This is a genomic window from Pseudomonas meliae, from assembly GCF_001400515.1.
Taxonomy (GTDB): Bacteria; Pseudomonadota; Gammaproteobacteria; order Pseudomonadales; family Pseudomonadaceae; genus Aquipseudomonas; species Aquipseudomonas amygdali.
The window spans coordinates 1-24,879 of sequence record NZ_LJQT01000349.1 but is presented as its reverse complement, the minus strand read 5'-3'; the positions used below and the strand labels follow the sequence as shown (position 1 = coordinate 24,879).

Here is a 24,879-nt window from a genome sequence, read left to right as displayed (position 1 = left end):
TAATTGTTCAGCGTCTCCTTCAACGGCTCAAGTGTGGTCTGGCCGAAGTAAAGTGTCAGGGTAAACCCTTCGGTGTCGTCATAGGGGTGATCCTGAAGTGCGGTTTCCAGCAACTTGTCCAGGTCATCGAGTGCCAGGCCGTAGAGTGACTTGCGGGTCAATTCGCTGATGGTCTTTACCGAGGGAATGACATTGTGCTGGCGTGCTTCGGCCAGCAGGGAACAGTAATAACCGTGGCCCAGGTATTTGTAGCTGCGGCACAGGTTGATGACTTGCACACGCTTGCCTGCCGTGGCTTTCAGCGGCTTTTCCAGATAATCCTGGGCGCTGATCAAGTCTTCGCTGGGGAAGTACGATGCCCAGTCTTCGAGCCGTTCGACAATAATCACCAGTTGCCTCTGCGCTGCAAAAAGCGTTGTGGGGTCTGCACGTCTGGTTGTTGCTGAAAGCGCAAGTTGCGCAGATACTTCGTTCATCTTCACCTGTGCCGCTGACATGTGTAATCGATCCGATGGGAAACAAGTCCTTTCTATTAAGCATGTGCTTTTTGAAATGTCCCGTTTCGTTACACAACTTTTACGGCGGTGCAGATGGACTTTATATTTCGCGATGCAGTTGAAACCGATGTCGACGAATTGCTGCTCTTGGAGAACCAGTGCTTTGACGGCGACCGCCTGACTGCGCGCAGCTTTCACTGGATGATTCGCCGCGCCAATGCCAGCCTGATCGTCGCCGAGCAGGCCGGACAGCTCACCGGCTATGCGCTGGTGCTGTTTCATCGGGGCACCTCGCTGGGGCGTTTGTATTCGCTGGCGATTGCCGATGCGGCGCGGGGCAAGGGGCTGGGCAAGCAGTTGTTGCAACGTGCCGAGCAGCAGACCGTGGGCCGCGACTGCGCTTACCTGCGCCTTGAGGTGCGCCCTGATAACCGCGCGGCTATCAGGCTGTACGAACGCAATGGTTACCGGCGTTTCGCTCAGGTCGACGACTATTACCAGGACCATGCGCCGGCGCTGCGTTACGAGAAGCGCATCGTCGAGCATGCCCGGCTGGACAGTTGTTCAGTGCCTTACTACCAGCAGACTCTGGAATTCACCTGTGGCCCGGCCTGCCTGTTGATGGCGATGAAGGCTCTGCAACCTGCGCGTTTGATGGATCGCACCGAAGAACTGCAGATCTGGCGCGAGGCGACCACGGTGTTCATGACCTCCGGCCACGGTGGATGCAGCCCTCAAGGGCTGGCGCTGGCTGCCCGGCGACGGGGCTTCGCCGTGAAGTTGCTGGTGTCGGTGGCAGGCCCGCTGTTTCTGGGCGGCGTGCGCAGCGACAACAAGAAGCAGGTGATTCGCCTGGTTCACGAGCAGTTCTGTCATGAGCTGCGAACCTGCGGTGTAGAGACGCTGCCCAACCGCTCATTGAACCTGCCTCGCGTACTGGCCGAGGGCGGCAAGCCGCTGGTGCTGATCAGCAGCTATCGCCTGACACGCTCCAAGGCACCGCACTGGGTGATGGTCACCGATTGCGACAGCGATTTTGTCTACCTGCACGATCCTGATATTGATCACAGCCTGCATCGCCAGGCCATCGACTGCCAGCATATGCCGGTAAGCCATGCCGATTTCAACCGCATGAGTTGTTTCGGCACCGATAAACTGCGCGCCGCAGTGATTGTGTTTGCCGCGCCTGTGGATGATCATGCGTGCGCTTCCCAAGCGGCTTCAGCAGCCCGGCCACAGGATCCCGTACATTGATCAAGTCAGCCCTCAAGGCCCTTTGCGCATTGGCCATCGCCGCGAGCCTGTCGGCCTGCATCAGCGCGCCAGTCCCTCTGACGCCAAAAACTGCCGAACAGTTGCAGCAACAGCCACCAGTGCGGTTCCTGCTGAGCTTTGATGACGGCCCCAGTGCGACGACTTTTTACAACCCCAGTATCACCGTACTCGACAGCCTGGCCGACAATCCGTTGCAGCCGAACATCAAGGCCGTGTTCTTCGTGCAGACCGGCGCCACAGGCGCAGGGAATAGTGATCAGGGGCGGGCGATCATGCATCGTCAGCATGAAGAGGGGCATTTGCTCGGCTTTCATACCGCCACGCCGCACCACACCAATCATCGTTCGTTGACCGATGAGGAGCTGGAGCAGTCCCTGACCCAAGGCTGCGCCATCATCGCCTCGATTACCGGCGTGCCGACCACGTTGTTGCGCCCGCCGTTCTGGAACTACGACAAACGCACGTTCAGCGCCTACCAGCGTCATGACCTGCATGTATTACTGACTGACCTGAGCGCCAATGACGGCAAGATCTGGGGCTATAACTTCAGCCTGCGCCGCCGTTCGAACATGGTCAGTCAGCTCTCGCAAGTACGTGAACGCATCGCCGCCGGAGAGCTGCCTGCGGTGGACGGGGTGATTCCGGTGGTGGTGACCTTTCACGACCTGAACCGCTACACCGCGCGGCATGCGCGAGAGTACCTGCAGATTCTGGTCGACAGTGCCCATCAGACCGGCGTGCGACTTGCCGACAAGCCGTTCTACGACGACAGCGCACGGTCAAGGACGCGGGGCAGCCTGTAAGGCTACCCGGCGCATGGAACTGGATCTGGGACCACAACGCTCACTGACGCCCGGTCAGACCAGGGTGTTCTTACGCACGTGACCGCCCTGAACAATCATCGCCAGATGCTCGCCCTGACCGACCAGACAACCGATATCGCTCAGCGGGTCGCCATCCACCACCAGCAGATCGGCTATCGCACCGGCGCTGATGCAACCCAGTTCACCCTCGCGCTGGAGTATCTGCGCCGCAACACTTGTTGCACTGCGTAACGCCGCCAGATTACCGAGCAGTTCGGCGCGAATCTTCAGTTCGTGGGTCTGGTACTCGTGCATTTCCCCCAGTAAATCCGAGCCATAGCCCATCGGTACGCCCGCTTCGGCGAACAGCAGCAGGGCGTTGCGGCCGGCCTGGCGCACATCCTCGATTTTGGCCACCGAGTCCGCTGGCAGGCCGAAGCGCTCGCCGTATTCGGCAAGCATTTCATAGGTGACCTGAGTCGGCACCGCAAATGCGCCTTTTTCGGCCATCAGTCGGGCGGTGTCGGCATCCACCAGGTTGCCGTGCTCGATGGTTCTTACGCCGCATTCTATGGCGCGCCGAATCGCCCGTGCGGTATAGGCATGGGCCATCACGTAGGTGTTCGCAGCGGCGGCTTCGTCAACGATGGTGCGGATTTCGGCTTCGCTGTATTGGGTGTTGGCAATCGGATCGGTTGGTGACGAGACGCCGCCCGAAGCCATGATCTTGATCTGGTTGGCGCCTTGCTGCAGCTCCTCACGCACGGCCAGACGCACGTTATCGACGCCGTCCACTACGCGGGCGATGGCCCCGGCCCGAAAGCAGCACGAGCAAGGTTCGTTGAGCAGCAATTCGCCCCGTGCGCGCATGTCGCCATGGCCGCCGGTCTGCGACAGTGCTTTGCCCGAAGCGAAGATCCTCGGCCCGGGAATCAGCCCCATCTGGATCGAACGCGCCAGCGCCCAGTCGGCACCCCCGGCATCACGAACAGTGGTAAAGCCGCGGTTGAGCATTGCAGCCAGAATCGGCAATGCGCGGTACATGATGATTGCGTTGGGTTGCAGGGCATTCATGCCCAGGTTGGCGTTGGAAGCCAGCACATGCACATGGCAGTCTATCAGGCCGGGCATCAGGGTTCTGCCGCCTAGATCGATAATCTGAGCGCCAACCGCGGCAGGTTCGCCTTCGGCACGCACGTCGACAATGCGCTCACCCTCGATCACGACTTCCTGACCGGAAATCAATTGCCCTTTTTGCAGGTCCAGCAGGCGGCCGTTGCGCAGGATCAGGCGTGTAGGATCAGCAATACTCATTGGAAAGCTCCAGACAGGGGACGATGGGCAGCAGGCGCACGGTCGCGATACAGCAGCGCACCAATGCCGCTGACGACGGCCGCGAACATGATGTAGAAAGCGGGTGCCAGGTTGCTGCCGGTCGAGGCAATCAGCCAGGTGATGGTGAAGGTGGCAAAGCCGCCGAAAATGGTGACGGCAAAGTTGTAGGCCACCGAAAGCCCGGTGGACAGCACGTGGGTGGGCAGTAATTCGCCAAAGGCCGCAAGGATCGAACCGATGTAACCGGAAATCAGCAGGCCGAGTACCAGCTCAAAGACCAGCAGCGAAAACAGTCCCGGCATCTGGTTGATGAACAGGAACATCGGGTAGGCGCTGAAGAAAATGGCAATTGCCGAGCCCAGCAACCACGGGCGATGCCCGCTGCGGTCTGCCAGGGTGCCGACAATCGGTGTGGCGACGATCAGTACTGCACCGCCCATCATGCCGGCGCTGAAGCCCATCCATGACGGCAGGCCGAGCACGCGCTGGGCGTAGGAGGGGATGTAAAACAGGATGGCATAGGTGCAGACGGTCCACAGCACGACCAGCGAAAAGCTGATCAGGGTCTGACGCGGGTAGGTCTTGATGACTTCGCGCAGAGGCGACTCGACTGGTTTTGCGGCCTTGTAGGCAGGCGTCTCATCCACCCGGCTGCGAATATAAAAGCCGACCGGCCCGATCAGTGTGCCAATCAGAAATGGCACCCTCCAGCCCCAGCTTTCCAGCTGCGCCTGGGTAAGGTAACTGGACAGAATGGCACCCAGCGCAGAGCCGAGCAGCACTGCAACGCCGATGCTGGCCTGAATCCAGCTGGAGTAGAAGGCTTTCTTGCCGGGCGGAGCATGCTCGGTCAGGAATGCGGTGGCACTGCCCATCTCGCCACCGGCAGAGAACCCTTGCAGCAGTCGCGCCAGAACAATCAGCAGCGGTGCCAGATAGCCAATTTGCGCGAAGCTGGGCGTCAATCCGATGATCAGCGTCCCCAGCGCCATCAGCAGGATGGTCAGGGATAAAGCCGCCTTGCGCCCGCTCTTGTCACTGTAGATGCCCAGAACAATGCCGCCCACCGGACGCATGAAGAAGCCGACCCCGAAGGTCGCCAGCGCCAACAGGTAAGAGGTCAGCTCGCTGCCGGTGGGGAAGAACACTTTGGCAATGATCACCGAGAAGAAGCTGTAGACCGTGAAATCAAACCATTCCAGGCCATTGCCGATCACCGTAGCGGTCACCGCGCGGCGTGCCTTTTGTTCATGGGTGCGTGAAGCAGAGGATCGTAATGTGCTCACTGGATAAGCTCCTGCATGCGATACACGCAGGGAGGCCCCCTGCAGTGGCTGCATTGATTAGGGGGCAGGGTTGATGTAAGTGCGGCTGAGTCAGGTCTTTTTGCCCGTTTCAGTCGAGAGTAGGTGTTGGGCCGATTTTAAGAAAACGCTTATTGCGCAGGTTTGCATGCGCCAGACGCATGCAAGCGTCAGGGGCAGGGTGTCAGCGTGGCTATTTCATCTGTCAGCCATTTCTCGAACGCTCGCGCAGCGCGCCGGGGCGTCTTGCCGCTGGGGGGCAGCAGGTAATAGCCGCCTATTGCACCCACACTTTTCTGGCAGGCCGGCACCAGCGCACCGGACTGCACGTGACGGTCAATCATCGGTTGCCAGCCAAGCACGATACCGTGCCCGGCGACAGCCAGGTCGACCAGCACAGGGTACAGGTTGACGGTCATGCGCTTGCGGATCAGCGACGCATCAACGCCCTGACGGCCGAACCAGTCTCCCCAGGACAGCCACTGGCGTTGCCCGTCTTCCAGCATCAGCAGGCAGTGGTCCAGCAACTGTGCTGGTTCCAGCAGCTGGCCATTCAGGTAGTCTGGCGAGCAGTAGGCATTTACCGATTCGGCGAACAGCAAACGACTGTCGAGGCTCGTTGGTGATGTTTCGCGCAGGAAATACAGCGCCAGATCGAATTCCGCGCGAATCAGCGAGTCCAGCCCGTCGACCACTCGCAGGCGGATATCCACGGCGGGGAAGGCATCGCGATAGCGTCCCAGCAAAGGGCCCAGCCACAGTGCGGCCACGCCGCTGGACCACGCCAGCGTCAGTTGTTGTTCGCCGCTATGGGTAATGACTTGTGCCGTGGCCTCTGCACACAGGGTCAGCACGCGCTGGATCTGCTCGGCGTAAACCTGCCCGGCAACCGTCAGGTGAATGCGCTTGTGCTCGCGACGAAACAGCGCGCGGCCGAGAAATTCCTCCAGTTGCGCGACCTGACGGCTGATCGCGCTTTGAGTCAGATTCAGTTCGGTGGCGGCACGCGTGAAGCTGCCATGCCGGACGGCAGCTTCGAAAGCGATCAGGTTCTGCAGCGGCGGAAGGGGCTCGATACGCACAGTGGCTCCTGTTGCGGGCAGGTTTACAAAGGGTCGGGAAACGGCGTCGATAGCAGCCAGTCCCTGAACACGCACAGCGATGGCAGGTTCTGAAAGCGCGTCGCGTACGCCAGGTAGTAATTGCGCCCGCTGTCCAGCGGTTCGAACAGGGTGACCAGTTCGCCGCTGTTGATTTCGTCCTGCACCAGAATGCGCGGTACCAGTGCGATACCGATGCCCGCCGCCACAGCCTGGATCAGGTGCGAGGTCAGTTCGAAACTCGGGCCGGGGCGCATGATGTGGTGGTCCAGCCGATTACTGTCGAACCAGTCCGACCAGGCATTGGGCCGCGATACCACGTTCAGCAACGAATGCTGGGCCACCTGCGCCGGGGTGATCGTCTGGTAGCCGAAAAGCGCAGCAGGGCTGGCAATGACCACCAGTTTTTCGCTGACCAGCGGGTGGGCGATGTAACCGGGCCAGTTGCCGTTACCCGCACAGATGATCGCGTTCATTTCGCTGGCTGCCGGCGTCAGGTCGGCATGCACGATGCGTGAGTGGATATGCACCACATAGCCCGGATGCCGGGTGTAAAAATCATTCATCCGCGGCAGCAGCCATTTGGAGCCGAAGGTGGGCAGCACGGCCAGGTGCAGCGTGCCGCCTTCCGCCTTGTGCGCAATGGTTTGCAGGGTTGCACTGCGAATACGGCCCAGCGCCGCGGCCAGCTCATGCTGGTACAAGGCACCGGCCGTGGTCAGTTCGATACGTCTGCCATCGCGCTTGAACAGCTCGACTTCCAGTTGGGCTTCCAGCGCCTGCACCTGGCGGCTGACGGCGCTCTGGGTCAAGGCCAGTTCGTCTGCGGCTTTGGTAAAGCTGCCATGCCGCGCGGCCGCCTCGAAAGCGAGCAATAAAGACATGGAGGGCGTCAGTCTTCTGGTGTTCATTCATAAAACTCATGGAAAAACGGCATCTTTTACGTTTGCACTGAAGCGTGACACGCCGGAGAATCACGATAACCGTTGATAACGCCATGCATACGAGCGTTTCGAAGCATACGTGCTTTGCATATAAAACGCCTAGCCAGCCAGGAAGACCACCATGATTGCGCTGTTGAAACCGACCTCCGAGCAGGTCGGTCACTATGACCGTTTCCTCAATGCCCTGGTGGAGGGCGGCTTTCGCGGCGAAATAGCCAGGGACCTCGGCTCGCGTACTGTGCTGGCCACTGACAACTCCATCTACCAGCGCCTGCCGCAGGCTGCGGTGTTCCCGATGGACAGCCATGATGTGGCAATTGTCGCCCGCCTGGCAGCGCGGCCCGAGCACAAGCAGGTGGTGCTGACCCCGCGTGGTGGTGGCACAGGGACCAATGGGCAGTCGTTGACCGACGGCGTGGTGGTCGACCTGTCGCGGCACATGAACAATATCCTTGAAATCAACGTCGAGGAACGCTGGGTGCGGGTGCAGACCGGCGTGGTCAAGGACCAGCTCAACGCAGCGCTGAAGCCGCACGGGCTGTTTTTCGCGCCGGAACTGTCGACCTCCAACCGCGCCACGATTGGCGGCATGATCAACACCGACGCCAGCGGGCAGGGCAGTTGCACCTACGGCAAGACCCGTGACCATGTGCTGGAACTGACGACCGTGCTGCTCGGTGGTTCGTACGTCAACAGTCAGGCATTCAGCGCTGAGCAGCTGACCAGCGAGCAAGCGCGTGTTGACCGTGCTGGCGATGTGTATCGCTGTGCGCAGCAGATCGCCGATACGCAGGAGCAATTGATCAAGGACGTTTTTCCGCCGCTCAACCGTTGCCTGACCGGTTACGATCTTGCGCACTTGCGTGAGGAAGACGGCCGTTTCAACCTCAACAGCGTACTCTGCGGTTCCGAAGGATCGCTGGGGTTTATCGTCGAAGCCAGGCTGAACGTACTGCCGATCCCCAAACATTCGATTCTGGTCAACGTTCGTTATGCCGGTTTCATGGACGCTCTGCGGGATGCCAAGGCGTTGATGGCGCACAAGCCGCTGTCCATCGAGACCGTGGACTCCAAAGTGCTGATGCTGGCCATGCAGGATATCGTCTGGCACGGTGTGGCCGAGTATTTCCCGCAGGACCCGGCGACGCCGACTCTGGGCATCAACCTGATCGAGTTCAGTGGTGATGAACTGGACGAAGTCGAACAGCGCGTCCATGCATTCGTCGCTCATCTGCAAAAAGACACCTCGGTGGTGCGCCTAGGCCATACCCTGGCAACCGGCAGCGCTGCAGTAAACCGCGTCTACGCCATGCGCAAGCGCTCGGTGGGGCTGCTCGGCAACGTCAAGGGTGAAGCGTCGAAGACACGGCTGTTCCACCGGAAAACCTCGCCGACTACATTCAGGAGTTTCGGGCGCTGCTGGACAGCTACGGCCTGCAATACGGCATGTTTGGCCATGTTGATGCAGGCGTGCTGCACGTGCGACCGATACTGGACATGAAAGACCCGGCGCAGGCGGCATTGATTCGGCCAATATCCGACGCCGTCGCCGCGCTGACCAAGCGCTACGGCGGGCTGCTGTGGGGCGAGCATGGCAAGGGCCTGCGCTCGCAATACGTGCCTGAGTATTTCGGCGAGTTGTACCCTGCATTGCAGGCCCTTAAGGCTGCCTGCGACCCGTTCAACCAGCTGAACCCCGGCAAGATCGCCACGCCTGCGACGGTGCCGGAATCACGCTTGACGCTGGTGGATGAAGTGACGTTGCGCGGTGATCTGGATCGCACTATCGATGAACGGGTCTGGCAGAGCTACGACAGCGCGCTGCACTGTAATGGCAACGGTGCCTGTTACAACTACGACACCGACGATGCCATGTGTCCATCATGGAAAGCCACGCGTGACCGCATTCACTCACCCAAGGGCCGCGCTTCGCTGGTCCGGGAATGGCTGCGTCTGCAAGGCGAGCAGGACGTCAATGTCCTCACCGCCAGCGCCAGGGCGCGCAGTGCCAATGTGCTGAAAAGCCTTGCCGAGCGAACCGTCAACAGCGTCGCCAGAGTTGCGGGGCAGAAGGATTTCTCTCATGAAGTCTACGATGCCATGGCCGGTTGTCTGGCCTGCAAGTCCTGCGCGGGGCAGTGCCCGGTCAAGGTCAACGTGCCTGAGTTCCGTTCGCGTTTTCTGGAGCTGTACCACAGCCGCTACCTGCGCCCGATCAAGGATTACCTGATTGGCTCGCTGGAGTTCAGCATTCCGCACCTGGCGCGCTTTCCGAAGCTGTATAACGCGATCATGGGCGCAAAACCGGTGCGTTACCTGCTTGAGCATGTCGCCGGTATGGTCGACAGCCCATTGCTCAGCCTGATGGACTTTCGCGCGGCCTGCGCCCGCTGGAATGTCGGCATTGCCACGCCGCAGCGTCTGGCCGCGTTGAGCGAGCAGGAGCGCAAACGTACGGTGGTGCTGGTTCAGGATGCGTTCACCCGATACTTTGAAACCCCGCTGGCAGCAGACTGGCTGGAGCTGATCTCGCGCATGGGTTATCAGGTTTATCTCGCACCGTTCGCACCCAACGGCAAGCCGCTGCACGTGCAGGGTTTTCTGGCCGCGTTCGAGGAGGCTGCCAGTTTCAACAGCCAGTCGCTTGTCAAGCTGGCAGGGTATGGCATTCCGCTGATCGGTCTGGACCCGGCCATGACCCTGGTCTATCGCCAGGAGTACAGCAAGACGCTGGGCAGCGAGAGCGTACCGACCGTCATGCTGCCGCAGGAATGGCTGGCTTCTGCGCTTGAGGAGCAGTGTGACGCTCCGTCAGGTGAGACGTATTACTTCCTGCCGCATTGCACTGAAAAGACCAACGAGCCCGCCAGTGTCGGCCTTTGGCAGAAAGCCTTCGCTCGCGCCGGGCTCAGGCTTGATGTGCTGGCCAGCGGTTGCTGTGGTATGTCCGGCACTTATGGGCATGAAACCCGAAACGCAAAAAACAGCGACACCATCTATCGTCAGTCCTGGCAGCCGCTGGTGGCCCGGCATGGCGTTGATGGTCGACTGGTCGCCGATGGCTACTCATGCCGCAGCCAGGTCAAGCGCCAGGATGGCAAAGTGGTGCAGCATCCACTACAGGTACTGCTGGAACGGGTGAGGGCGCTATAGAGAGGACGCAGAGCGTCCAGAACGGCATGCCCACGCGGAGCATGGGCACGATAGTTACAAAACTATCGTTCCTCACGCTCCTGCGTGGGAATGCCTTGCGTGATGCTGCGCGTCACAGATCCGTGCCGCGCCGTTCGGCCAGAACTTAAACCAGGTACTTGTTGAACCACCCCAATGTGCGGTCCCAGGCCAGTTTGGCCGCGGCTTCGTCGTAACGCGGGGTGGAGTCATTGTGGAAGCCGTGGTTGGCGCCCGGATAGATGTACGTTTCGTACGTCGTGCCAGCCGCTTTCAGGGCTTTCTCGTACGCGGGCCATCCTTCGTTGATGCGGGTGTCCAGTTCGCCGTAGTGAATCATGACCGGCACCTTGATCTTCACCACGTCTTCGGCGTTGGGCTGGCGGCCATAGAACGATACGGCAGCGCCCAGTTCCGGGTACGCCACGGCGGCAGCGTTGGCCACGCCGCCGCCATAACAGAAACCGGTGATGCCGACCTTGCCGGTGCTCGCGTCATGCTTCATCAGCCACTCGATGGCAGCGAAGAAATCGTTCATGAGCTTTTCCGGGTTAACGGTCTGCTGAAGCTCCCGGCCCTTGTCGTCATTGCCAGGATAGCCGCCGACCGAGGACAGGCCATCAGGTGCCAGCGCGATGAAACCGGCTTTGGCCACACGGCGGGCAACGTCTTCGATATAGGGGTTCAAACCGCGGTTTTCATGCACCACGACCACTGCCGGTACTTTGCCGGTGGCTTTTGCCGGGCGAACCAGATAGCCACGAACCTGACCATGCCCCTTGGGTGAGGGGTAGGACACATAACTCGGCAACGATATCCGGATCGGTGAATTCCACCTGTTCGGCCAGCGCGTAGTTGGGGCTGAGGGAAGCGAGCAGCGCGCTGGCGGTCAGGCCGCCGAAGGTGAACAGCGCAGCCCGATCGAGAAACTCGCGTCGATTGATCCGGTCGTGCGCGTAGTAGTCGTAAAGATCAAGCAATTCAGGGGCAAAGTCTTTTGCAGTGAGACGTTCCATCGGTACGCTTCCTTCTGAATCATTCAGGGCTGCCTGCGTGTTGGCGGGCTGATGGGCGCAGCGCGATCAACACAATGTCCGGTCCCGATAGTATTTCCAGAACACCGGGATCGCTACTGCAAATTGAAGAAAAGCCGTCATCCCTTACCGATCTCGCCAACGAGCCTGATGTGCAGGCCCGTGCCTGCTGCCAGTGGTTCAGGAAAATCAGGCATCTAATTGCACTACTTGCCATCAGTGATGTCCATTTGACTCCTTCGGCACATGCCACGGCGTTTGCGCTGTGCAAACCAACATATTATCGAGCCGCCGTATCAAGCAGCGTCGGTTCAGGCCGACAACACATCATGATCTTCACCCCACGCTCATGGTCATATTCCACCTGCATTTCGAGATAACGTGATGATGACCCTCCCGACGGAAGACCGCACCCAGCTATTCAAGGAGACGGCTATCCAGTTCTGGAAACACATCACTCCGATCGTGTATGTCGCGCTGGGCATTCACTGTGTCTTGCTGATGGTGTTCCTGGGGCTGGGCATGAAGGTCCTGTGGGTAGCGAACATCGTCAGCACGCTGCTCTACATCAACTGCCTTTACCTGATCCGCAGACAGCGCTATCGCCAGGCCGGACAACTGATGTGTCTGGAAATCATCGGCCATGCACTGCTCGCGACATGGGAGTTGGGCTGGGAAAGCAACTTCAGCTTTTACCTGTTCTGCGTGATCCCGATCATTGCCTTTACCTTTCAACTGGTCGCTATCAGACGCATTGCCTATAGCCTGGCGATACTCCTGTCGCTGGTCGGATGCTTCGCCTTTCGCCGGCACATGGGCCAGGAATCAGGCCTTAGCCAGAACGTGCTTGATGCGTTCGGTATCGTCAATGCGCTGGTGGCCACTGTACTGTCGATTTATGCCACCGCACTCTCGGTACGTTTCACGTCGTCGATGCAACTGAGCCTGTTTCATATTGCCAACCGCGACAGCCTGACCAATCTTTATACGCGCAGGAGAGTCCTGCATCGCATACGCGAGCTGGAGGCAAGGCGTCAGGGGTTCTCGGCTTCACTGATCCTGCTCGACATCGACCATTTCAAACAGATCAATGATCTCCACGGGCATGAGACCGGTGACGCGGTGTTGCAGCGGGTGGCCGAAGTCATCAGTTCAAGCGTGCGCAACAGCGATATGGCTGCCCGTTGGGGCGGTGAGGAATTTCTGGTGCTCATGCCGGACACCGCGCCCGATGATGCACTTCGAGTGGCGGAGCGCATCTGGCGGCGTATTGCTGAAGAGGCCGGTCAGATCGATGAACGCAGCATTGCGGTCACCGCAACCCTTGCCATGGCAACCCTTGCCGCGGGCGAGACCTTTCAGATAACCCTCAATCGTGCCGACACGTCGCTTTATCTGGGCAAACAACAAGGCCGAAACCGGGTAATGATCGCCGGGTGAGGTGTTCATTCACCCAGTGCTCCATCAGCGTGTAGACTTTCGCGCTTTGAACAGAGGGCGCATTGCGTCGCGCTTCCTCATTGGCTATGTATCGATCAAGGCATGCTTATGGATTTGCGTCAGCTCGAAGCCTTCGCGGCGGTCATGTCGGCAGGCAGTGTCACTGCTGCCGGGAAAATGCTTGGCCGTTCTCAGCCATCGGTTACACGGGCTATTCAGGAGCTTGAGCAGGAATTAGGCTTTGCCTTGTTCGAGCGCAGCGGGCCGAAGGTCACGCCTACCCACAAGGCGTTCATGATGTATGGCGAAGTGGAGAGCGCGCTGCTGGGCGTGCGGAATATCCGCCAACGTGCGCAGCATATTGCCCAGGAAGAAAATCACCAGATCAAGCTGGTGGCGATCTCGGCCCTGGCGGCTGGCTTGCTGCCCACGGCCTTGTCGCGCTTGCCTGAACATCTGCGTCCGCAACAGATCCAGTTGCAGAGCATGTCCCCGGAGAATGTGGTTCAGGCCGTGTTGTCGAAAACCATGGACCTGGGCGCGGTAAGCCTGCCGCTGGAGCATCGCGGCCTGGAAATCCACTGGATCGGCGAAGCGCCTTGCGTGGCGGTATTGCCTGCCGATTCTGCGCTGGCCACCCATGAAGTGCTGTCGATGGGGCTGCTGCGTCAGCAAACGCTGATCACCATGGCCAACCCGTATCGCTTTCGTCGACGCATCGACAAGGCGTTTCAGGACGCGGGCGGTCAGCCGCCGCGCATGCTTGACACCAATACGTCCCTGATCGCCATGCAAATGGCCAGAGTCGGGCTGGGCATTGCGCTGGTCGATCCGTTCACCGCTATCGGCGTGCCGTTGCAAGGTGTAGTGGTCCGGCCGATCGCCTGCAACATCCCGTTTTTCTTCGGTCTGATTTCAGCCTTCGCCAGCCCGTTGTCCGATGTGGCAAGCGCGCTGATCGATGAGATTGCCGACAGCGCAAAAACCCTGTTGCCGGCAATGATCATGCACGAAGCCAGCGCGCACGATGCCCTGTTGCAGAGCATTTATGCCGAGTGAGCGTAAGGTGCAATGCGTGTCGTGACGCTCCACGGCACCGCACGCAGAGCCCGTTAAAATTCCATTAAGGAATATCAATATGCTTTTTTGCGCATTGCGAGAATAAAAAGCGCCTCTTACTATTCGAATTAAGCATTCAAAGGCTTAAAGAATTCATTTAATGCGACATTGGAATGATTCTTGAAGTGTTTGAGTCACCGCTTGGGCTTGTGGCCCGAACATTTTTTCGAGTACCGATTAATGTCAGATGTAAATGCACCCGCTGGTCTGGCGGCCCTGGAAGCTCGTTTGCAGCAGGATCTGGCCTGGCTGGACCTGCCCGCCAGGCCCTGGGTCAAAGCCAGGGTGAGCGCCGGGCAGGCAGTGCTTGATGTGGCGATCATCGGCGGTGGCATGGCCGGTCTTGCTCTGGCCGCAGAACTGCGCAACCTCGGCGTGGCGGCGGTGATTTTCGATCAGTCCCCGGCCGGTTTCGAAGGCCCTTGGGCAACCACCGCGCGAATGGAAACCCTGCGTTCGCCAAAGCAACTGACCGGACCGGCGCTGGGGCTGCCGGCGCTGACGTTCCGCGCCTGGTACGAAGCGCAATTCGGTATCGACGGCTGGGCATTACTGGACAAGATTCCACGCCTGCAATGGGCCGAATACTTGCGTTGGTATCGCAAGGTGCTGGCGCTGGACGTACGCAACGAACACCGGGTGAGCCGGGTCGCACCCAGAGCGGACGGCCTGATCGAACTGGATATCGTGACGCCTGTGCAAACGCAATTCCTGCTGGCCCGGCATGTGGTGCTCGCCACGGGCCGTGACGGTCTGGGCGGCCCCTGGGTGCCGGATTTTGCCCGGCAGTTGCCGGAGCATTTGTGGACGCATTCGGCGGCGGGCCTGCAGGATGGCTGGTTCACCGGCAAACGTGTGGCAGTCATTGGCGGTGGCGCATCGGCCATGGACAGCGCCGCCACTGCGCTTGAAGCGGGCGCAACGCGGGTTGACCTGCTCATCCGGCGCGCCGAGCTGCCTCGCATCAACAAAGGCAAGGGGGTCGGTAACCCGGGCATGGTTCACGGTTATTGGCGCCTGCCGGATATCTGGAAATGGCGCATTCGCCACTACCTGAACACTCAGCAAGTGCCACCGCCACGCGGCAGTACGCTCAGAGTTTCTGGTTCGGGCAAAGCCCGCTTCATGCTCGACAGCCCGGTGCTTTCAGTCGAACAGAACCCGGCTGGCGGCGTGTGGCTGAACACGCCCAAAGCGCGTATCGAGGCCGATTTTGTGGTGTTTGCCACCGGGTTTCGTACCGACTTCCGGCAGCGCCCTGAATTTGCCCCGTTTTCGTCGCAGATTCGCGTCTGGCAGGATCGTTTCGAAGCGCCGCAAGGCGAAACCGACAGCGAACTGGCGGTGCTGCCAGATTTGGGCAATTGTTTCGAGTTTCAGGAAAAGACCCCCGGCGCCTGTCCGGGGCTGAACCATATCCATTGCTTCAGTTACCCGGCAGCGCTGAGCTATGGCGCGGTGTCCGGGGATATTCCTGCCATCAGCGAAGGCTCCAAGCGTCTGGCCCATGCCTTGGTCGGGCAGCTGTTCAATGAGGACATCGCGCTGCATTTCGACACCATGCTCGATTACGCCGAACCGGAGCTGCTGGGCGATGAGTGGGTGGCCAGCCAGCCGACCGCCGAAGAGCTGCGCCAATGATCGGCTGGGCGTTGCGCAGGCTCACTCAGTCGTTGCTGGTCATTCTGTTGATGACCGTGGTGGTGTTCGTCGGCCTCAACGCCATCGGTAATCCGATGAATATTCTGGTTGGTGAAGACCTCAATCAGGCCGAACGTCTGCAGGCCATCGCTCATCTGGGGCTGGATCAGCCGCTGTGGCAGCAGTACCTGATTTTTCTCAAAGGCGCGGTTCACGGCAATCTTGGGCAAAGTTTTGTGTACCACGAAGATGCAATGCGCCTGATTCTGCAGCGCTTGCCCGCGACCTTTGAGCTGGCGTTCAGCGCCTTGTTTCTGGCCGTAGTCATCGGTGTGCCGTTGGGCATGTTCGCTGGTATGTACCCCGAGCACCCGCTTTCCCGGCTGATGATGGCGGCCAGCATCGTCGCTTTTTCGCTGCCGGCGTTCTGGGTGGCATTGATGATGATCATGCTGTTCTCGATCACGCTGGGCTGGCTGCCGGCCAGCGGTCGGGGCGAAACCCGTGAATGGCTGGGTGTGCAATGGTCATGGCTGACGCTGGACGGTTTGCAACATCTGCTACTGCCTGCGCTGAACCTGGCGCTGTTCAAGATTTCGCTGGTGCTGCGCCTGACCCGTGCCGGAGTGCGTGAGGTGCTGCCTCAGGAATTCGTCAAATTCGCCCGGGCCAAGGGCCTTTCGCCGATGCGTGTGATGTGCATGCACGTCATGCGCAACACCATGATCCCGGTGGTGACGGTGCTGGCCATGGAACTGGGTTCGACTATCGCCTACGCCGTGGTAACCGAGAGCATTTTTGCCTGGCCCGGTGCCGGCAAGCTGATCCTCGACAGCATCAACATGCTTGATCGCCCGGTGGTGGTCGCTTACCTGATGGTGGTCGTGGTGATTTTCGTGGTGCTCAACCTGATCGTGGATGGCCTGTATTACCTGCTGGACCCACGCGTACGCATCGAGGCCTCCCGATGAATGTCATTGAAAAAGCCCCGATCGGCAGCACGCTGTTGCAGGCTCAATCGCCATGGCGGCGGGTGCTGACCGAGTTCTTCAGCTCACCGACTGCGGTGACAGGCCTGATGGTCCTTTTGGTCATTGTGCTGGTGGCTGTCCTGGCACCCTGGATCGTGGTGCAGAACCCCTACGACCTGATGCAGCTCAACGTGATGGATGCGCGAATGCCGCCAGGCAGCCTCAATATGGACAGCGGCTATACCTATTGGCTGGGCACCGACGGACAGGGTCGCGATCTGGTCTCGGCGATTATCTATGGCCTGCGCATCAGCCTGTGGGTCGGCATTGGCTCGGCGCTGATTGCGGCAGTGATCGGCACGTTGTTGGGGCTTGTATCTGCGTATGTCGGCGGCTGGGTCGATGCCTTGCTGATGCGTCTGGTCGACTTGCTGCTGTCATTCCCGGTCATTCTCATGGCGCTGATGATTCTCGCCTGGATGGGCAAGGGCGTCGGCAACGTGATGCTTACCCTGATAGTGCTTGAATGGGCCTATTACGCCCGTACAGCGCGTGGTCAGGCGCTAACCGAAAGTCGTCGCGAATACGTCGATGCAGCGCGCGGGCAGGGCGTTGGTCCGCTGCGCATTGTGATCGGCCACATTCTGCCCAACTGCCTGCCGCCGCTGATCGTGATCGGCGCGCTGCAAATCGCCCGCGCCATTACCCTGGAAGCGACCCTGTCGTTTCTCGGTCTGGGTGTGCCGGTGACCGAGCCTTCACTGGGGCTGCTGATTGCCAACGGCTTTCAGTACATGCTCAGTAATGAATACTGGATCAGCCTGTTTCCGGGGCTGGCACTGTTGATCACCATTGTGGCGATCAATCTGGTCGGTGACCGTCTGCGTGATGTTCTCAACCCCCCGAGGTTGCAGCGATGAGCCAGCCTGAGGTGTCAGCACAGCCAACCCTTGATGTGCGTGGTCTGTGCACTTCGTTCCATACCCGCGCAGGCGTGCTGCCAGCGGTGCGTGATGTGTCCTTGAGCGTGCAGCCGGGGCGTATTCTCGGCCTGGTTGGTGAGTCGGGTTCGGGCAAATCGGTCACCGGGTTTTCGATTCTCGGCCTTGTCGATGAGCCAGGGCGCATCAGTGGCGGGCAGGTGCTGTTCAAAGGGCGTGATCTGACCAAACTGTCTGCCTCGCAACTGCGCGGCATTCAGGGCAACCGGGTGGCGATGATTTTTCAGGACCCGATGATGACCCTCAACCCGGTGCTGCGGGTCGACACGCAAATGATCGAAGCGGTGCGCGCGCATAGCCCGCTCGGCAGGCGAGAGGCCCGTGAGCATGCCAGTCGTACTCTGGCGCTGATGGGCATCGCCAGCCCTGAAGAACGGCTGCGCGCCTACCCGCATCAACTGTCTGGCGGCATGCGCCAGCGAGTGGCGATTGCCATCGCGCTGCTGCACGCCCCGGACCTGATCATTGCCGATGAGCCAACCACTGCGCTGGACGTCACCATTCAGGCGCAAATTCTCAGTGAGGTGCAGAAGCTGGTACGTGAGCAGGGCACCTCACTGATCTGGATCACCCATGATCTTTCCGTGATTGCCGGGCTGGCTGATGACGTGGCAGTGATGTACGCCGGACGCATTGTCGAACAAGGCCCGGTCGCCGAGGTGCTGGATCGCCCGCAACATCCTTATACACAGGGGCTGATCGACAGCCTGCCAAGTCGCAACAAGCGTGGCCAGCGCCTGCGTCAGATACCCGGCATGGCGCCGGACCTTCTGTCTATGCCTGCCGGCTGCGCCTTTGCGGCGCGCTGCTCCAGAGCGTCGCAGATATGTGTACAGAGCGACCCCGAACCCCACGAGGCGGGACCGGGCCAGACGGTTCGCTGCTTTCATCCGGGAGCTGCCGATGCCCAGTGATCTGATTCCCCTTATCGAGCTGCACCAGGTCAGCAAGACCTTCGGCAAACCAGTGGCTGAACACTCTCTTCAAGGGCTGCTGCAGCGACTGCACCTGACCCGTCCGAAACCGGTGACCCATGCGGTGGACCGAGTCGACCTGCGGATAATGCGTGGCGAGGTGGTCGGGCTGGTGGGCGAGTCGGGCTGTGGCAAATCGACCCTTGGGCGCATGGTCGCCGGGCTGCTGCCGGTCTCGTCAGGTATCGCATCGGTGGACGGCAAGCCGCTCGACAGCCTGACGACGCAGGAGCGCAAGGCGCTGCGCCTGAAAGTGCAGATGATTTTTCAGGACCCGTCGTCAAGCCTCAACCCGCGCCTGCGGGTCGACCGTATCGTCGGGGAGGGCGCGCTGCTGCATGGCCTGACCGACCGCAAAGGGGCTGATGATTACGTCAGTGCCCAGTTGCAACGTGCCGGGCTCAGCCCGCAGTTGCGCCAGCGTTATCCGCATCAATTCAGCGGCGGTCAGCGTCAGCGCATCGGCATTGCCCGTGCGCTGGCGGTGCAGCCGGAACTGTTGGTATGCGACGAGTCGGTAGCAGCGCTGGACGTGTCGATTCAGGCCCAGATTCTCAACCTGTTCATGGACCTGCGCGACGAGCTGGGCCTGGCCTATCTGTTTATCAGTCATGACCTGGGCGTGGTCGAGCATCTGTGCGACCGCGTGGTCGTGATGTACCTGGGCCGTGTGGTCGAGACCGCATCGGTCGATGACCTGTTTGCGCGTGCCAATCACCCGTATACCCAGGCCCTGCTGGCGCAGATCCCGCGATTTGATATCCGCAGTACCCGTTATGACGCGATCAAAGGGGAAATCCCCAGCCCGCTGAACCCGCCAACCGGGTGTCATTTCCACCCTCGCTGTCCGCACGCCATGGCGCGCTGCCGCGAGGAAGTTCCAGCGCTGAGGGAGGTTTCGCCGAACCACCAGAGCGCGTGCCATTTGAATGATCAACGCTGAACGAGCGCCTGAAGCTCGTCACCCTCTGCCATTGCGTTTAAGGAATCACCTATGAAACCACTCGTTCGTTCGTTGTTAGCGTCGGCCCTCGTTCTGGCCGCTGGCAGTGTCTCGGCGCAGGACTTGCGTATCGGTTATGCCGACCCGGTATCGTCGCTCGATCCGCAGCTCAACAACTATGCCGGCGACCGTTCGGTGGCGCTGCATGCCTTTGAATCGCTGGTCAGCCGCCGCGATGACAAGACCCTGCCGGGCCTCGCCAAAAGCTGGAAGGTCGTGGACGACACCACTTGGGAATTTGCCCTGCGCGATGACGTGAAATGGCAGGACGGCACGCCGCTGACCGCCGACGATCTGGTCTTCTCCTTCGAGCGCGCCCGCAGCGTACCCGGCAGTGTCGCGTCTTATGCAGGTGCCATGCGCACCGTTGAATCGGTCAAGGCCAAGGATGAGCACACGCTGATCATCAAGACTCGTCTGCCCAATGCCAACCTGCTGCCGGACGTCGATTCGATCTACATTGTCAGCCGCCATGCAGGTGCGACCGCCAGCAGCGCCGATTACAACTCGGGCAAGGCCATGATCGGCACCGGCCCTTACCGGTTTGTCTCATTCGTGCCTGGTGATCGCACGATCTTTGCCCGTAACGACAGCTACTGGGGCGTGAAACCAACCTGGGACAAGGTTGATTTTCGCTTCATCGCCAACGCCGCCAACCGTACTGCGGCTTTGCTGGCGGGTGATGTGGACGTGATCGACAAGGTGTCGCCCACCGATGTGGAGCGCCTGCGCAAAACGCCGAGTGTCAATGTCTTCGCCTATCAGGGCTTGCATGCGCTGATCATTCAACCGAGCTTCCGTCCCGGGCCGAATGAGTTCATTCGTGACAACGCAGGCAAGCCGCTGGCCGAAAACCCGCTGCTGGATGTGCGGGTGCGCAAGGCGTTGTCCCTGGCGATCAACCGCCCGGCCATCAACGAACGCATCATGCAAGGCACCGTCACCGAGGCCAACCAATGGATGCCGGCCAATACGTTCGGTTACAACCCGCAGATCAAGAACATTCCCTATGACGTCAAACAGGCCAAGGATCTGCTGGCGCAGGCAGGATTTCCCGAAGGCTTCCAACTGACTGTGCATGTGCCAGGCGACCGTTATCCGCAGGCACCGGAGGTCATGCAGGCGGTGGCGCAATTCTGGACGCGGATCGGCGTCAAGGTCCAGCTGGAGGTATTGCCGTGGGCTGTGTACGCGGGCAAGGCCAACAAGAATGAACTGGCGATCAGTGTGATTGCCTGGGGCAACGGGACTGGCGAAGCGGCATATGCCCTGACCAACATTCTGACCACGGTCGACAGCAGCAAGGGGCAGGGCGCGTCCAACTGGGGGCATTACAGCAATCCGCTGGTAGACAAGGCACTGGCTGATTCGACCGCCGAATTCGACGAGGCCAAACGGCTCAAGATTCTTCAGGACTCGGTTCAGGTGGTCAGCGACGACGTCGGCATCATCCCGCTGTTCCACTACCAGAACATCTGGGCGGCGCGCAAAGGCCTGAAGGTCGAGCCGCTGGTCAGTGACCGCACGGCGGCAACCATGGTTACCGAGCAGCCTTGATCTCCTTTCATTCCCGCGCAGCTTCTTGAAGCGGCTGCGCGCATGCAACCACAGCATTGCAGGACCTGTCATGACATCGACCACTGAACATTCGACGCCTCCGGACACTCTGGATAGCCTGTTGGGCATCGCGCCAGCCAGCCCGTTGCATGCAATTCGGCATGCGCGGGACAAGGTCGCACTGGCCACCCAGGGTAGTCAGGATTTGTTTTTTGCCCCGACGCTGGAGCACAACCTGTCGTTGAACGAGCGTCTCTGGGTTGCCTATTACGCGACCCTGCTGAGTCTGCAACCGATCCTCAGCGAGCATTATCTTTCGCAATTGCAGGCGACTGGCGCGCAGGCAAGCGTACTGGCCGATGTGAGCGCCAGCCGAATCGACCTGCTGGAGGACCCGCGCCTGGCTGCGATCCTGCGCTTTACCCGCACCCTGATCGAGTCTCCGGTACACGGTGATCAAAGCGCCTTGCAGGTATTGCAACATCAGGGCCTGAGCACCGCTGAAATCGTAGTGCTGGCACAACTGATCGCACATTCCTGTCCTATCAAGTGCGTCTGGCCGCAGGGCTGGATGCGTTAAAGTCTGCCGGAGCAGCCTGATGAGCGAACTGATTGAAATTGAGGGTTTCACCAATCAGGTACTGGGCTGGAAAGCCTGGCTGCCAACCGTGGACCTGAACAGCGCGACCGCCGGGCAGGTTGCGGTGCTTGAAGAAAGCCATCCTCAGGCCAAGACCTCGGATTATTACCTGACCCTGGCACATCACCCAGACATCCTTCGCCAGCGTTCACAGGCGTTCAACGCGATCATGTACGCACCGGGTGGCCTGTCGCGCGCCGAACGGGAACTGGCGAGCACCGTTGTGTCACGAATCAACCGCTGCGTCTATTGCGCGTCAGTGCACGCGCAACGCTTCGAACAACTGGCCAAGCGCAATGATGTTATCGCCCAGGTATTTGCCGACCCCCATACGGCAGGTACGACCGCGCGTGAAAAAGCCATCGTGCAGTTCGCCATCGACCTGACGCTCGAACCGGCCTCGCTGAACGCCGGGCACATCAATGCACTGCGCGAGCAAGGGCTGGACGATGCACAGGTGCTGGACCTGATTTACGCCATCTCGATATTCGCGTGGGCCAATCGGCTCATGCTCAATCTGGGAGAACCAGTGTTTCCCGAGGTTTAAAGACTGCGGTGTTCTCAATCGCTGCCGCGCTTCAGTAATGGCCGGGGCGAAGTCTGGCCCGGTCGTTGCAGGTTCGCTGTACTAGTGGACAAGCGACCTGGTCACGATTGAGGTAATGGAATGCTGATAGCGCACATTTCTGACACGCATGTACGACCCAGAGGGCTACTCTATCAAGGCGTTGTCGATTCGAATGCAATGCTGGCGGCTGCCGTCGACACGATAAACGCCCTGGATCCGCCACCTGATCTGATCCTGTTCAGCGGTGATCTGGTGGACGAGGGGCGACCCGAGAAGTACGCAATGGCCCGAGAGCTGCTGCAGCCGCTGCGCCAGAGGCTTTTGATGATACCGGGCAACCATGATCATCGGCAGAACCTGCGTAGTGCCTTCCCGGAGCACGATTACTTCATCAATGAGGAAGACTGCAGCTTCGTCGACTCGGGTTCCGCGCCGATGCGCATCATCGGGCTGGATATCAGCGTGCCCGACCAGCACCACGGCGACATGACCGATACCGCCACCCAATGGCTGGATCGTACACTGGCGCTGGAGCCTGACAAACCGACGTTGATCATGATGCATCAGCCGCCGTTTTCAAGTGGCATTCACTGCATCGACGCCTATCGCTGTGAAAGGGGCGAGCGGCTGGCCGGGGTGGTCTCCAGATACCCGGCTGTCGAGCGAATCGTCTGCGGTCATATTCATCGTTTCATGCAGCTGCGCTTTGGCGGCACGCTGATGTGCACGGCCCCGAGCACGACGACGGCCATTGCCTTGCAACTGCGCCCGGATGCTGCCGACGCTTCCTATGTCGAGCCTCCCGCGCTGTTGCTGCACCACTGGAAGGCCGACACCGGTCTTATTACCCACTGGGTGCCAATAGGCCGTTTCGAGGGGCCTTTTGACTTCGCTTGAACCGACATATGAGCCTGGCAGCCATGCGCTGTCAGGCCACTTGTTCCTTGGCCAGATTGACCAGAATGATGCCCGCGATGATCAGGCCGATACCGCTCACGGCCATTAACGTGGGCACCTGTTGATAGCGAAACGCGGCAATGACAGTGATCAGCGTAATGCCCAACCCTGACCACATGGAGGTGATCAGGGACATGGGCAAGTCCCGTTGTGCATACCCCAGGCAGACGATTCCGAGCCCGTAGCCCGCGATAGAGGCAATAACCGGGACCCAACGGGTAAACCCGTTACTTTCTTTCAGTGCGATGGTCGCCACTGTTTCAGCGACAATTCCTGCAAGCAGGAACAAATAGGCTTTTATGAGCATGGCGGCAGATCGCTTTTCAGGCATTCAGGAAGGGAGAGAAATGATGCGGTCGGCGTAAAACCCGTTGAACGGGGTGCGCAGGGACACCGGGTAAGCGCCGGTCGATTGGAATTCCAGCCAGTCGCTTTCCCTGATATCGCTGGCGAGCGAGTAGGGGAAGGCCAGGCGATCCATGCTGTCGCAGGTGGGGCCGAAGATATTGAACGTGTTTTCCGCAGCACCGGTGTAAGGGTTGCCGTCTCGCCACACGCGTGCGGGAAATTGCAGCCACTGCTGGGCTGAGAGCAAACCGCCAAAAATACCGGCACCACAAAAAACGCTCTTTTCACGTCTTGAAAGCACCCGTGCAAATAGCGACATGCCGCCGTAGACCAGACCACGACCCGCTTCGCAGATCAGGTTCAGGTCCTTCAGTGTCGGGCTGGTCTGGATATGGTCGCAGACTCTGCCAACCAGGTCTGGCGTGTTACCCATGGAGTTCAGGTAATTACCCGGAAACCCGCCACCGATATCCAGGTGCCTGACGTGCTCGGCGGTGTCGCGCACAATGGCATCGGCGTCATTGAGGGCCGCGAGCCACGGGCCGTCTTCAAGGGCTTGCGAACCGACATGGAATGACAGCCCGAGTGACCAGTCGGTGCTGGACGCCACTTGATGCACCAGTTGCGTCGCTAACACCGGACTTGCCCCGAATTTTCCTCTGAGATCATAAACCGCCGTCGACTCGGAGGGTGCGTAGCGCACGAACAGGCTGATCGTGCTGTCGCGTTCGGGCAACACGTCCCGCAACTTCGAGAGTTCCTCCTCACTGTCGAGCACAAATGAACGCACGCCATACCGATAGTAAGCCTCGTGCAGGCAATGGCGGGACTTCACTGGGTTCATCAGGTACTGAACTGCATTGGGCAGCGTGTTGTGTACCGTCTGCACCTCTGCAAGCGACGCCACGTCAAAATGATTGATACCACCCTGGCTCAAGGCTTCAAGTACTTGCTCAAGTGGATTGGCCTTCATTGCATACAGCACGGTACCTGGAAAACAGCCACTGAATTGCTGCGCATTCCGGGTGATCCAGCGCGTGTCAACGGTATAGAAGGTGTCGTTGGTGTCGTCGGCTAATTGTGCAAGAAGTGTGTCCACGTTGAACTTCCCTGGCTTCGAAGTGTGAGCAGAGCTTGAGCAAGCTTCGTGCCACTGCTTTATCAGACGGCTGAACAAACTTAAGAGGGTGTAGACAA

18 protein-coding genes and 4 pseudogenes are annotated in these 24,879 nt (G+C 59.8%); 14 read left to right on the top strand and 8 right to left on the bottom strand.

The window, feature by feature from the left end; genetic code table 11:
• A partial coding sequence (locus tag ALO64_RS16415) for a RimK-like ATPgrasp N-terminal domain-containing protein (protein WP_044344786.1) occupies window positions 1-497 on the bottom strand: 497 nt, incomplete at its 3' end.
• Between the two features lie 93 nt (window positions 498-590).
• On the opposite strand from ALO64_RS16415, the gene ALO64_RS16410 reads away from it, so the two are divergent.
• Together ALO64_RS16410 and ALO64_RS16405 are read left to right on the top strand one after the other, a co-directional pair.
• Complete coding sequence (locus ALO64_RS16410; protein WP_044344785.1) at window positions 591-1,751, top strand: GNAT family N-acetyltransferase/peptidase C39 family protein; 1,161 nt, start codon at window positions 591-593, stop codon at window positions 1,749-1,751.
• Window positions 1,748-2,622: pseudogene (locus ALO64_RS16405) on the top strand (polysaccharide deacetylase family protein). The gene ALO64_RS16410 and the pseudogene ALO64_RS16405 overlap by 4 nt, the downstream one beginning before the upstream one ends.
• Before the next feature lie 7 nt (window positions 2,623-2,629).
• Here the strand turns inward: ALO64_RS16405 and ALO64_RS16400 are convergent.
• The 4 genes from ALO64_RS16400 to ALO64_RS16385 form a co-directional block, all read right to left on the bottom strand.
• The gene (locus ALO64_RS16400) at window positions 2,630-3,889 is read right to left on the bottom strand and encodes a metal-dependent hydrolase family protein (protein ID WP_005732055.1); all 1,260 of its coding nucleotides are present in this window, start codon (window positions 3,887-3,889) and stop codon (window positions 2,630-2,632) included.
• Window positions 3,886-5,196, bottom strand: a complete 1,311-nt coding sequence (locus ALO64_RS16395) for an MFS transporter (RefSeq protein ID WP_044344784.1) — start codon at window positions 5,194-5,196, stop codon at window positions 3,886-3,888. The genes ALO64_RS16400 and ALO64_RS16395 overlap by 4 nt, the downstream gene beginning before the upstream one ends.
• A gap of 188 nt (window positions 5,197-5,384) precedes the next feature.
• A complete protein-coding gene (locus tag ALO64_RS16390; protein WP_044344783.1) occupies window positions 5,385-6,296 on the bottom strand; it encodes a LysR substrate-binding domain-containing protein in 912 nt (303 codons plus the stop codon).
• A gap of 23 nt (window positions 6,297-6,319) precedes the next feature.
• On the bottom strand, window positions 6,320-7,225 hold the full coding sequence (locus ALO64_RS16385) for a LysR substrate-binding domain-containing protein (protein ID WP_010210505.1): 906 nt from the start codon (window positions 7,223-7,225) through the stop codon (window positions 6,320-6,322).
• A gap of 154 nt (window positions 7,226-7,379) precedes the next feature.
• Between ALO64_RS16385 and ydiJ the strand changes: the two are divergent.
• Window positions 7,380-10,411, top strand: a pseudogene (ydiJ, locus tag ALO64_RS16380) (D-2-hydroxyglutarate dehydrogenase YdiJ).
• Between the two features lie 145 nt (window positions 10,412-10,556).
• Here ydiJ and yghX read toward each other — a convergent pair.
• Window positions 10,557-11,445: pseudogene (gene yghX, locus ALO64_RS16375) on the bottom strand (YghX family hydrolase).
• Between the two features lie 402 nt (window positions 11,446-11,847).
• Between yghX and ALO64_RS16370 the strand changes: the two are divergent.
• The 11 genes and pseudogenes from ALO64_RS16370 to ALO64_RS16320 all read left to right on the top strand — a co-directional run bounded on the left by ALO64_RS16370 (window position 11,848) and on the right by ALO64_RS16320 (window position 23,274).
• Complete coding sequence (locus ALO64_RS16370; protein ID WP_005732062.1) at window positions 11,848-12,903, top strand: GGDEF domain-containing protein; 1,056 nt, start codon at window positions 11,848-11,850, stop codon at window positions 12,901-12,903.
• A gap of 108 nt (window positions 12,904-13,011) precedes the next feature.
• Window positions 13,012-13,962 carry a LysR family transcriptional regulator gene (locus ALO64_RS16365; RefSeq protein WP_044344781.1) on the top strand — a complete coding sequence of 317 codons (951 nt, stop codon included), beginning with the start codon at window positions 13,012-13,014 and terminating at the stop codon, window positions 13,960-13,962.
• A gap of 240 nt (window positions 13,963-14,202) precedes the next feature.
• A complete protein-coding gene (locus ALO64_RS16360) occupies window positions 14,203-15,663 on the top strand; it encodes an NAD(P)-binding domain-containing protein (protein WP_010215263.1) in 1,461 nt (486 codons plus the stop codon).
• Window positions 15,660-16,634, top strand: a complete 975-nt coding sequence (locus ALO64_RS16355) for an ABC transporter permease (protein WP_044344780.1) — start codon at window positions 15,660-15,662, stop codon at window positions 16,632-16,634. Before ALO64_RS16360 ends, ALO64_RS16355 begins: the two co-directional genes overlap by 4 nt.
• Window positions 16,631-17,554: an ABC transporter permease gene (locus tag ALO64_RS16350; protein ID WP_044344779.1), complete on the top strand. Its 924-nt coding sequence runs from the start codon at window positions 16,631-16,633 to the stop codon at window positions 17,552-17,554. Before ALO64_RS16355 ends, ALO64_RS16350 begins: the two co-directional genes overlap by 4 nt.
• The gene (locus ALO64_RS16345) at window positions 17,551-18,549 is read left to right on the top strand and encodes an ABC transporter ATP-binding protein (RefSeq protein ID WP_044344778.1); all 999 of its coding nucleotides are present in this window, start codon (window positions 17,551-17,553) and stop codon (window positions 18,547-18,549) included. Before ALO64_RS16350 ends, ALO64_RS16345 begins: the two co-directional genes overlap by 4 nt.
• Entirely contained in the window at window positions 18,539-19,552 is a 1,014-nt protein-coding gene (locus tag ALO64_RS16340) for an ABC transporter ATP-binding protein (protein ID WP_044344777.1), read from the top strand. The genes ALO64_RS16345 and ALO64_RS16340 overlap by 11 nt, the downstream gene beginning before the upstream one ends.
• Before the next feature lie 51 nt (window positions 19,553-19,603).
• A complete protein-coding gene (locus tag ALO64_RS16335; protein WP_044344776.1) occupies window positions 19,604-21,169 on the top strand; it encodes an ABC transporter substrate-binding protein in 1,566 nt (521 codons plus the stop codon).
• A gap of 70 nt (window positions 21,170-21,239) precedes the next feature.
• Window positions 21,240-21,769: pseudogene (locus tag ALO64_RS16330) on the top strand (CMD domain-containing protein).
• Window positions 21,769-22,356, top strand: coding sequence for a peroxidase-related enzyme (locus tag ALO64_RS16325; RefSeq protein ID WP_044344775.1), 588 nt, complete (start codon window positions 21,769-21,771; stop codon window positions 22,354-22,356). Before ALO64_RS16330 ends, ALO64_RS16325 begins: the two are co-directional and overlap by 1 nt.
• A gap of 120 nt (window positions 22,357-22,476) precedes the next feature.
• Window positions 22,477-23,274 carry a phosphodiesterase gene (locus ALO64_RS16320; RefSeq protein ID WP_044344774.1) on the top strand — a complete coding sequence of 266 codons (798 nt, stop codon included), beginning with the start codon at window positions 22,477-22,479 and terminating at the stop codon, window positions 23,272-23,274.
• Window positions 23,275-23,305: 31 nt separating this feature from the next.
• On the opposite strand, the gene ALO64_RS16315 is transcribed toward ALO64_RS16320, so the two are convergent.
• The gene (locus ALO64_RS16315; RefSeq protein ID WP_004662130.1) at window positions 23,306-23,641 is read right to left on the bottom strand and encodes a DMT family transporter; all 336 of its coding nucleotides are present in this window, start codon (window positions 23,639-23,641) and stop codon (window positions 23,306-23,308) included.
• Window positions 23,642-23,665: 24 nt separating this feature from the next.
• A complete protein-coding gene (locus ALO64_RS16310) occupies window positions 23,666-24,781 on the bottom strand; it encodes a type III PLP-dependent enzyme domain-containing protein (protein ID WP_044344773.1) in 1,116 nt (371 codons plus the stop codon).
• Between the last annotated feature and the right edge of the window lie 98 nt (window positions 24,782-24,879).

Excerpts from the sequence above, each read along its gene's own strand:
- ALO64_RS16410 (WP_044344785.1), top strand. The coding sequence starts at position 591 with ATGGACTTTATATTTCGCGATGCAGTTGAAACCGATGTCGACGAATTG.
- ALO64_RS16400 (WP_005732055.1), bottom strand. The coding sequence starts at position 3,889 with ATGAGTATTGCTGATCCTACACGCCTGATCCTGCGCAACGGCCGCCTG.
- ALO64_RS16385 (WP_010210505.1), bottom strand. The coding sequence starts at position 7,225 with ATGAACACCAGAAGACTGACGCCCTCCATGTCTTTATTGCTCGCTTTC.
- ALO64_RS16370 (WP_005732062.1), top strand. The coding sequence starts at position 11,848 with ATGATGACCCTCCCGACGGAAGACCGCACCCAGCTATTCAAGGAGACG.
- ALO64_RS16365 (WP_044344781.1), top strand. The coding sequence starts at position 13,012 with ATGGATTTGCGTCAGCTCGAAGCCTTCGCGGCGGTCATGTCGGCAGGC.
- ALO64_RS16360 (WP_010215263.1), top strand. The coding sequence starts at position 14,203 with ATGTCAGATGTAAATGCACCCGCTGGTCTGGCGGCCCTGGAAGCTCGT.
- ALO64_RS16355 (WP_044344780.1), top strand. The coding sequence starts at position 15,660 with ATGATCGGCTGGGCGTTGCGCAGGCTCACTCAGTCGTTGCTGGTCATT.
- ALO64_RS16350 (WP_044344779.1), top strand. The coding sequence starts at position 16,631 with ATGAATGTCATTGAAAAAGCCCCGATCGGCAGCACGCTGTTGCAGGCT.
- ALO64_RS16345 (WP_044344778.1), top strand. The coding sequence starts at position 17,551 with ATGAGCCAGCCTGAGGTGTCAGCACAGCCAACCCTTGATGTGCGTGGT.
- ALO64_RS16340 (WP_044344777.1), top strand. The coding sequence starts at position 18,539 with ATGCCCAGTGATCTGATTCCCCTTATCGAGCTGCACCAGGTCAGCAAG.
- ALO64_RS16335 (WP_044344776.1), top strand. The coding sequence starts at position 19,604 with ATGAAACCACTCGTTCGTTCGTTGTTAGCGTCGGCCCTCGTTCTGGCC.
- ALO64_RS16325 (WP_044344775.1), top strand. The coding sequence starts at position 21,769 with ATGAGCGAACTGATTGAAATTGAGGGTTTCACCAATCAGGTACTGGGC.
- ALO64_RS16320 (WP_044344774.1), top strand. The coding sequence starts at position 22,477 with ATGCTGATAGCGCACATTTCTGACACGCATGTACGACCCAGAGGGCTA.
- ALO64_RS16315 (WP_004662130.1), bottom strand. The coding sequence starts at position 23,641 with ATGCTCATAAAAGCCTATTTGTTCCTGCTTGCAGGAATTGTCGCTGAA.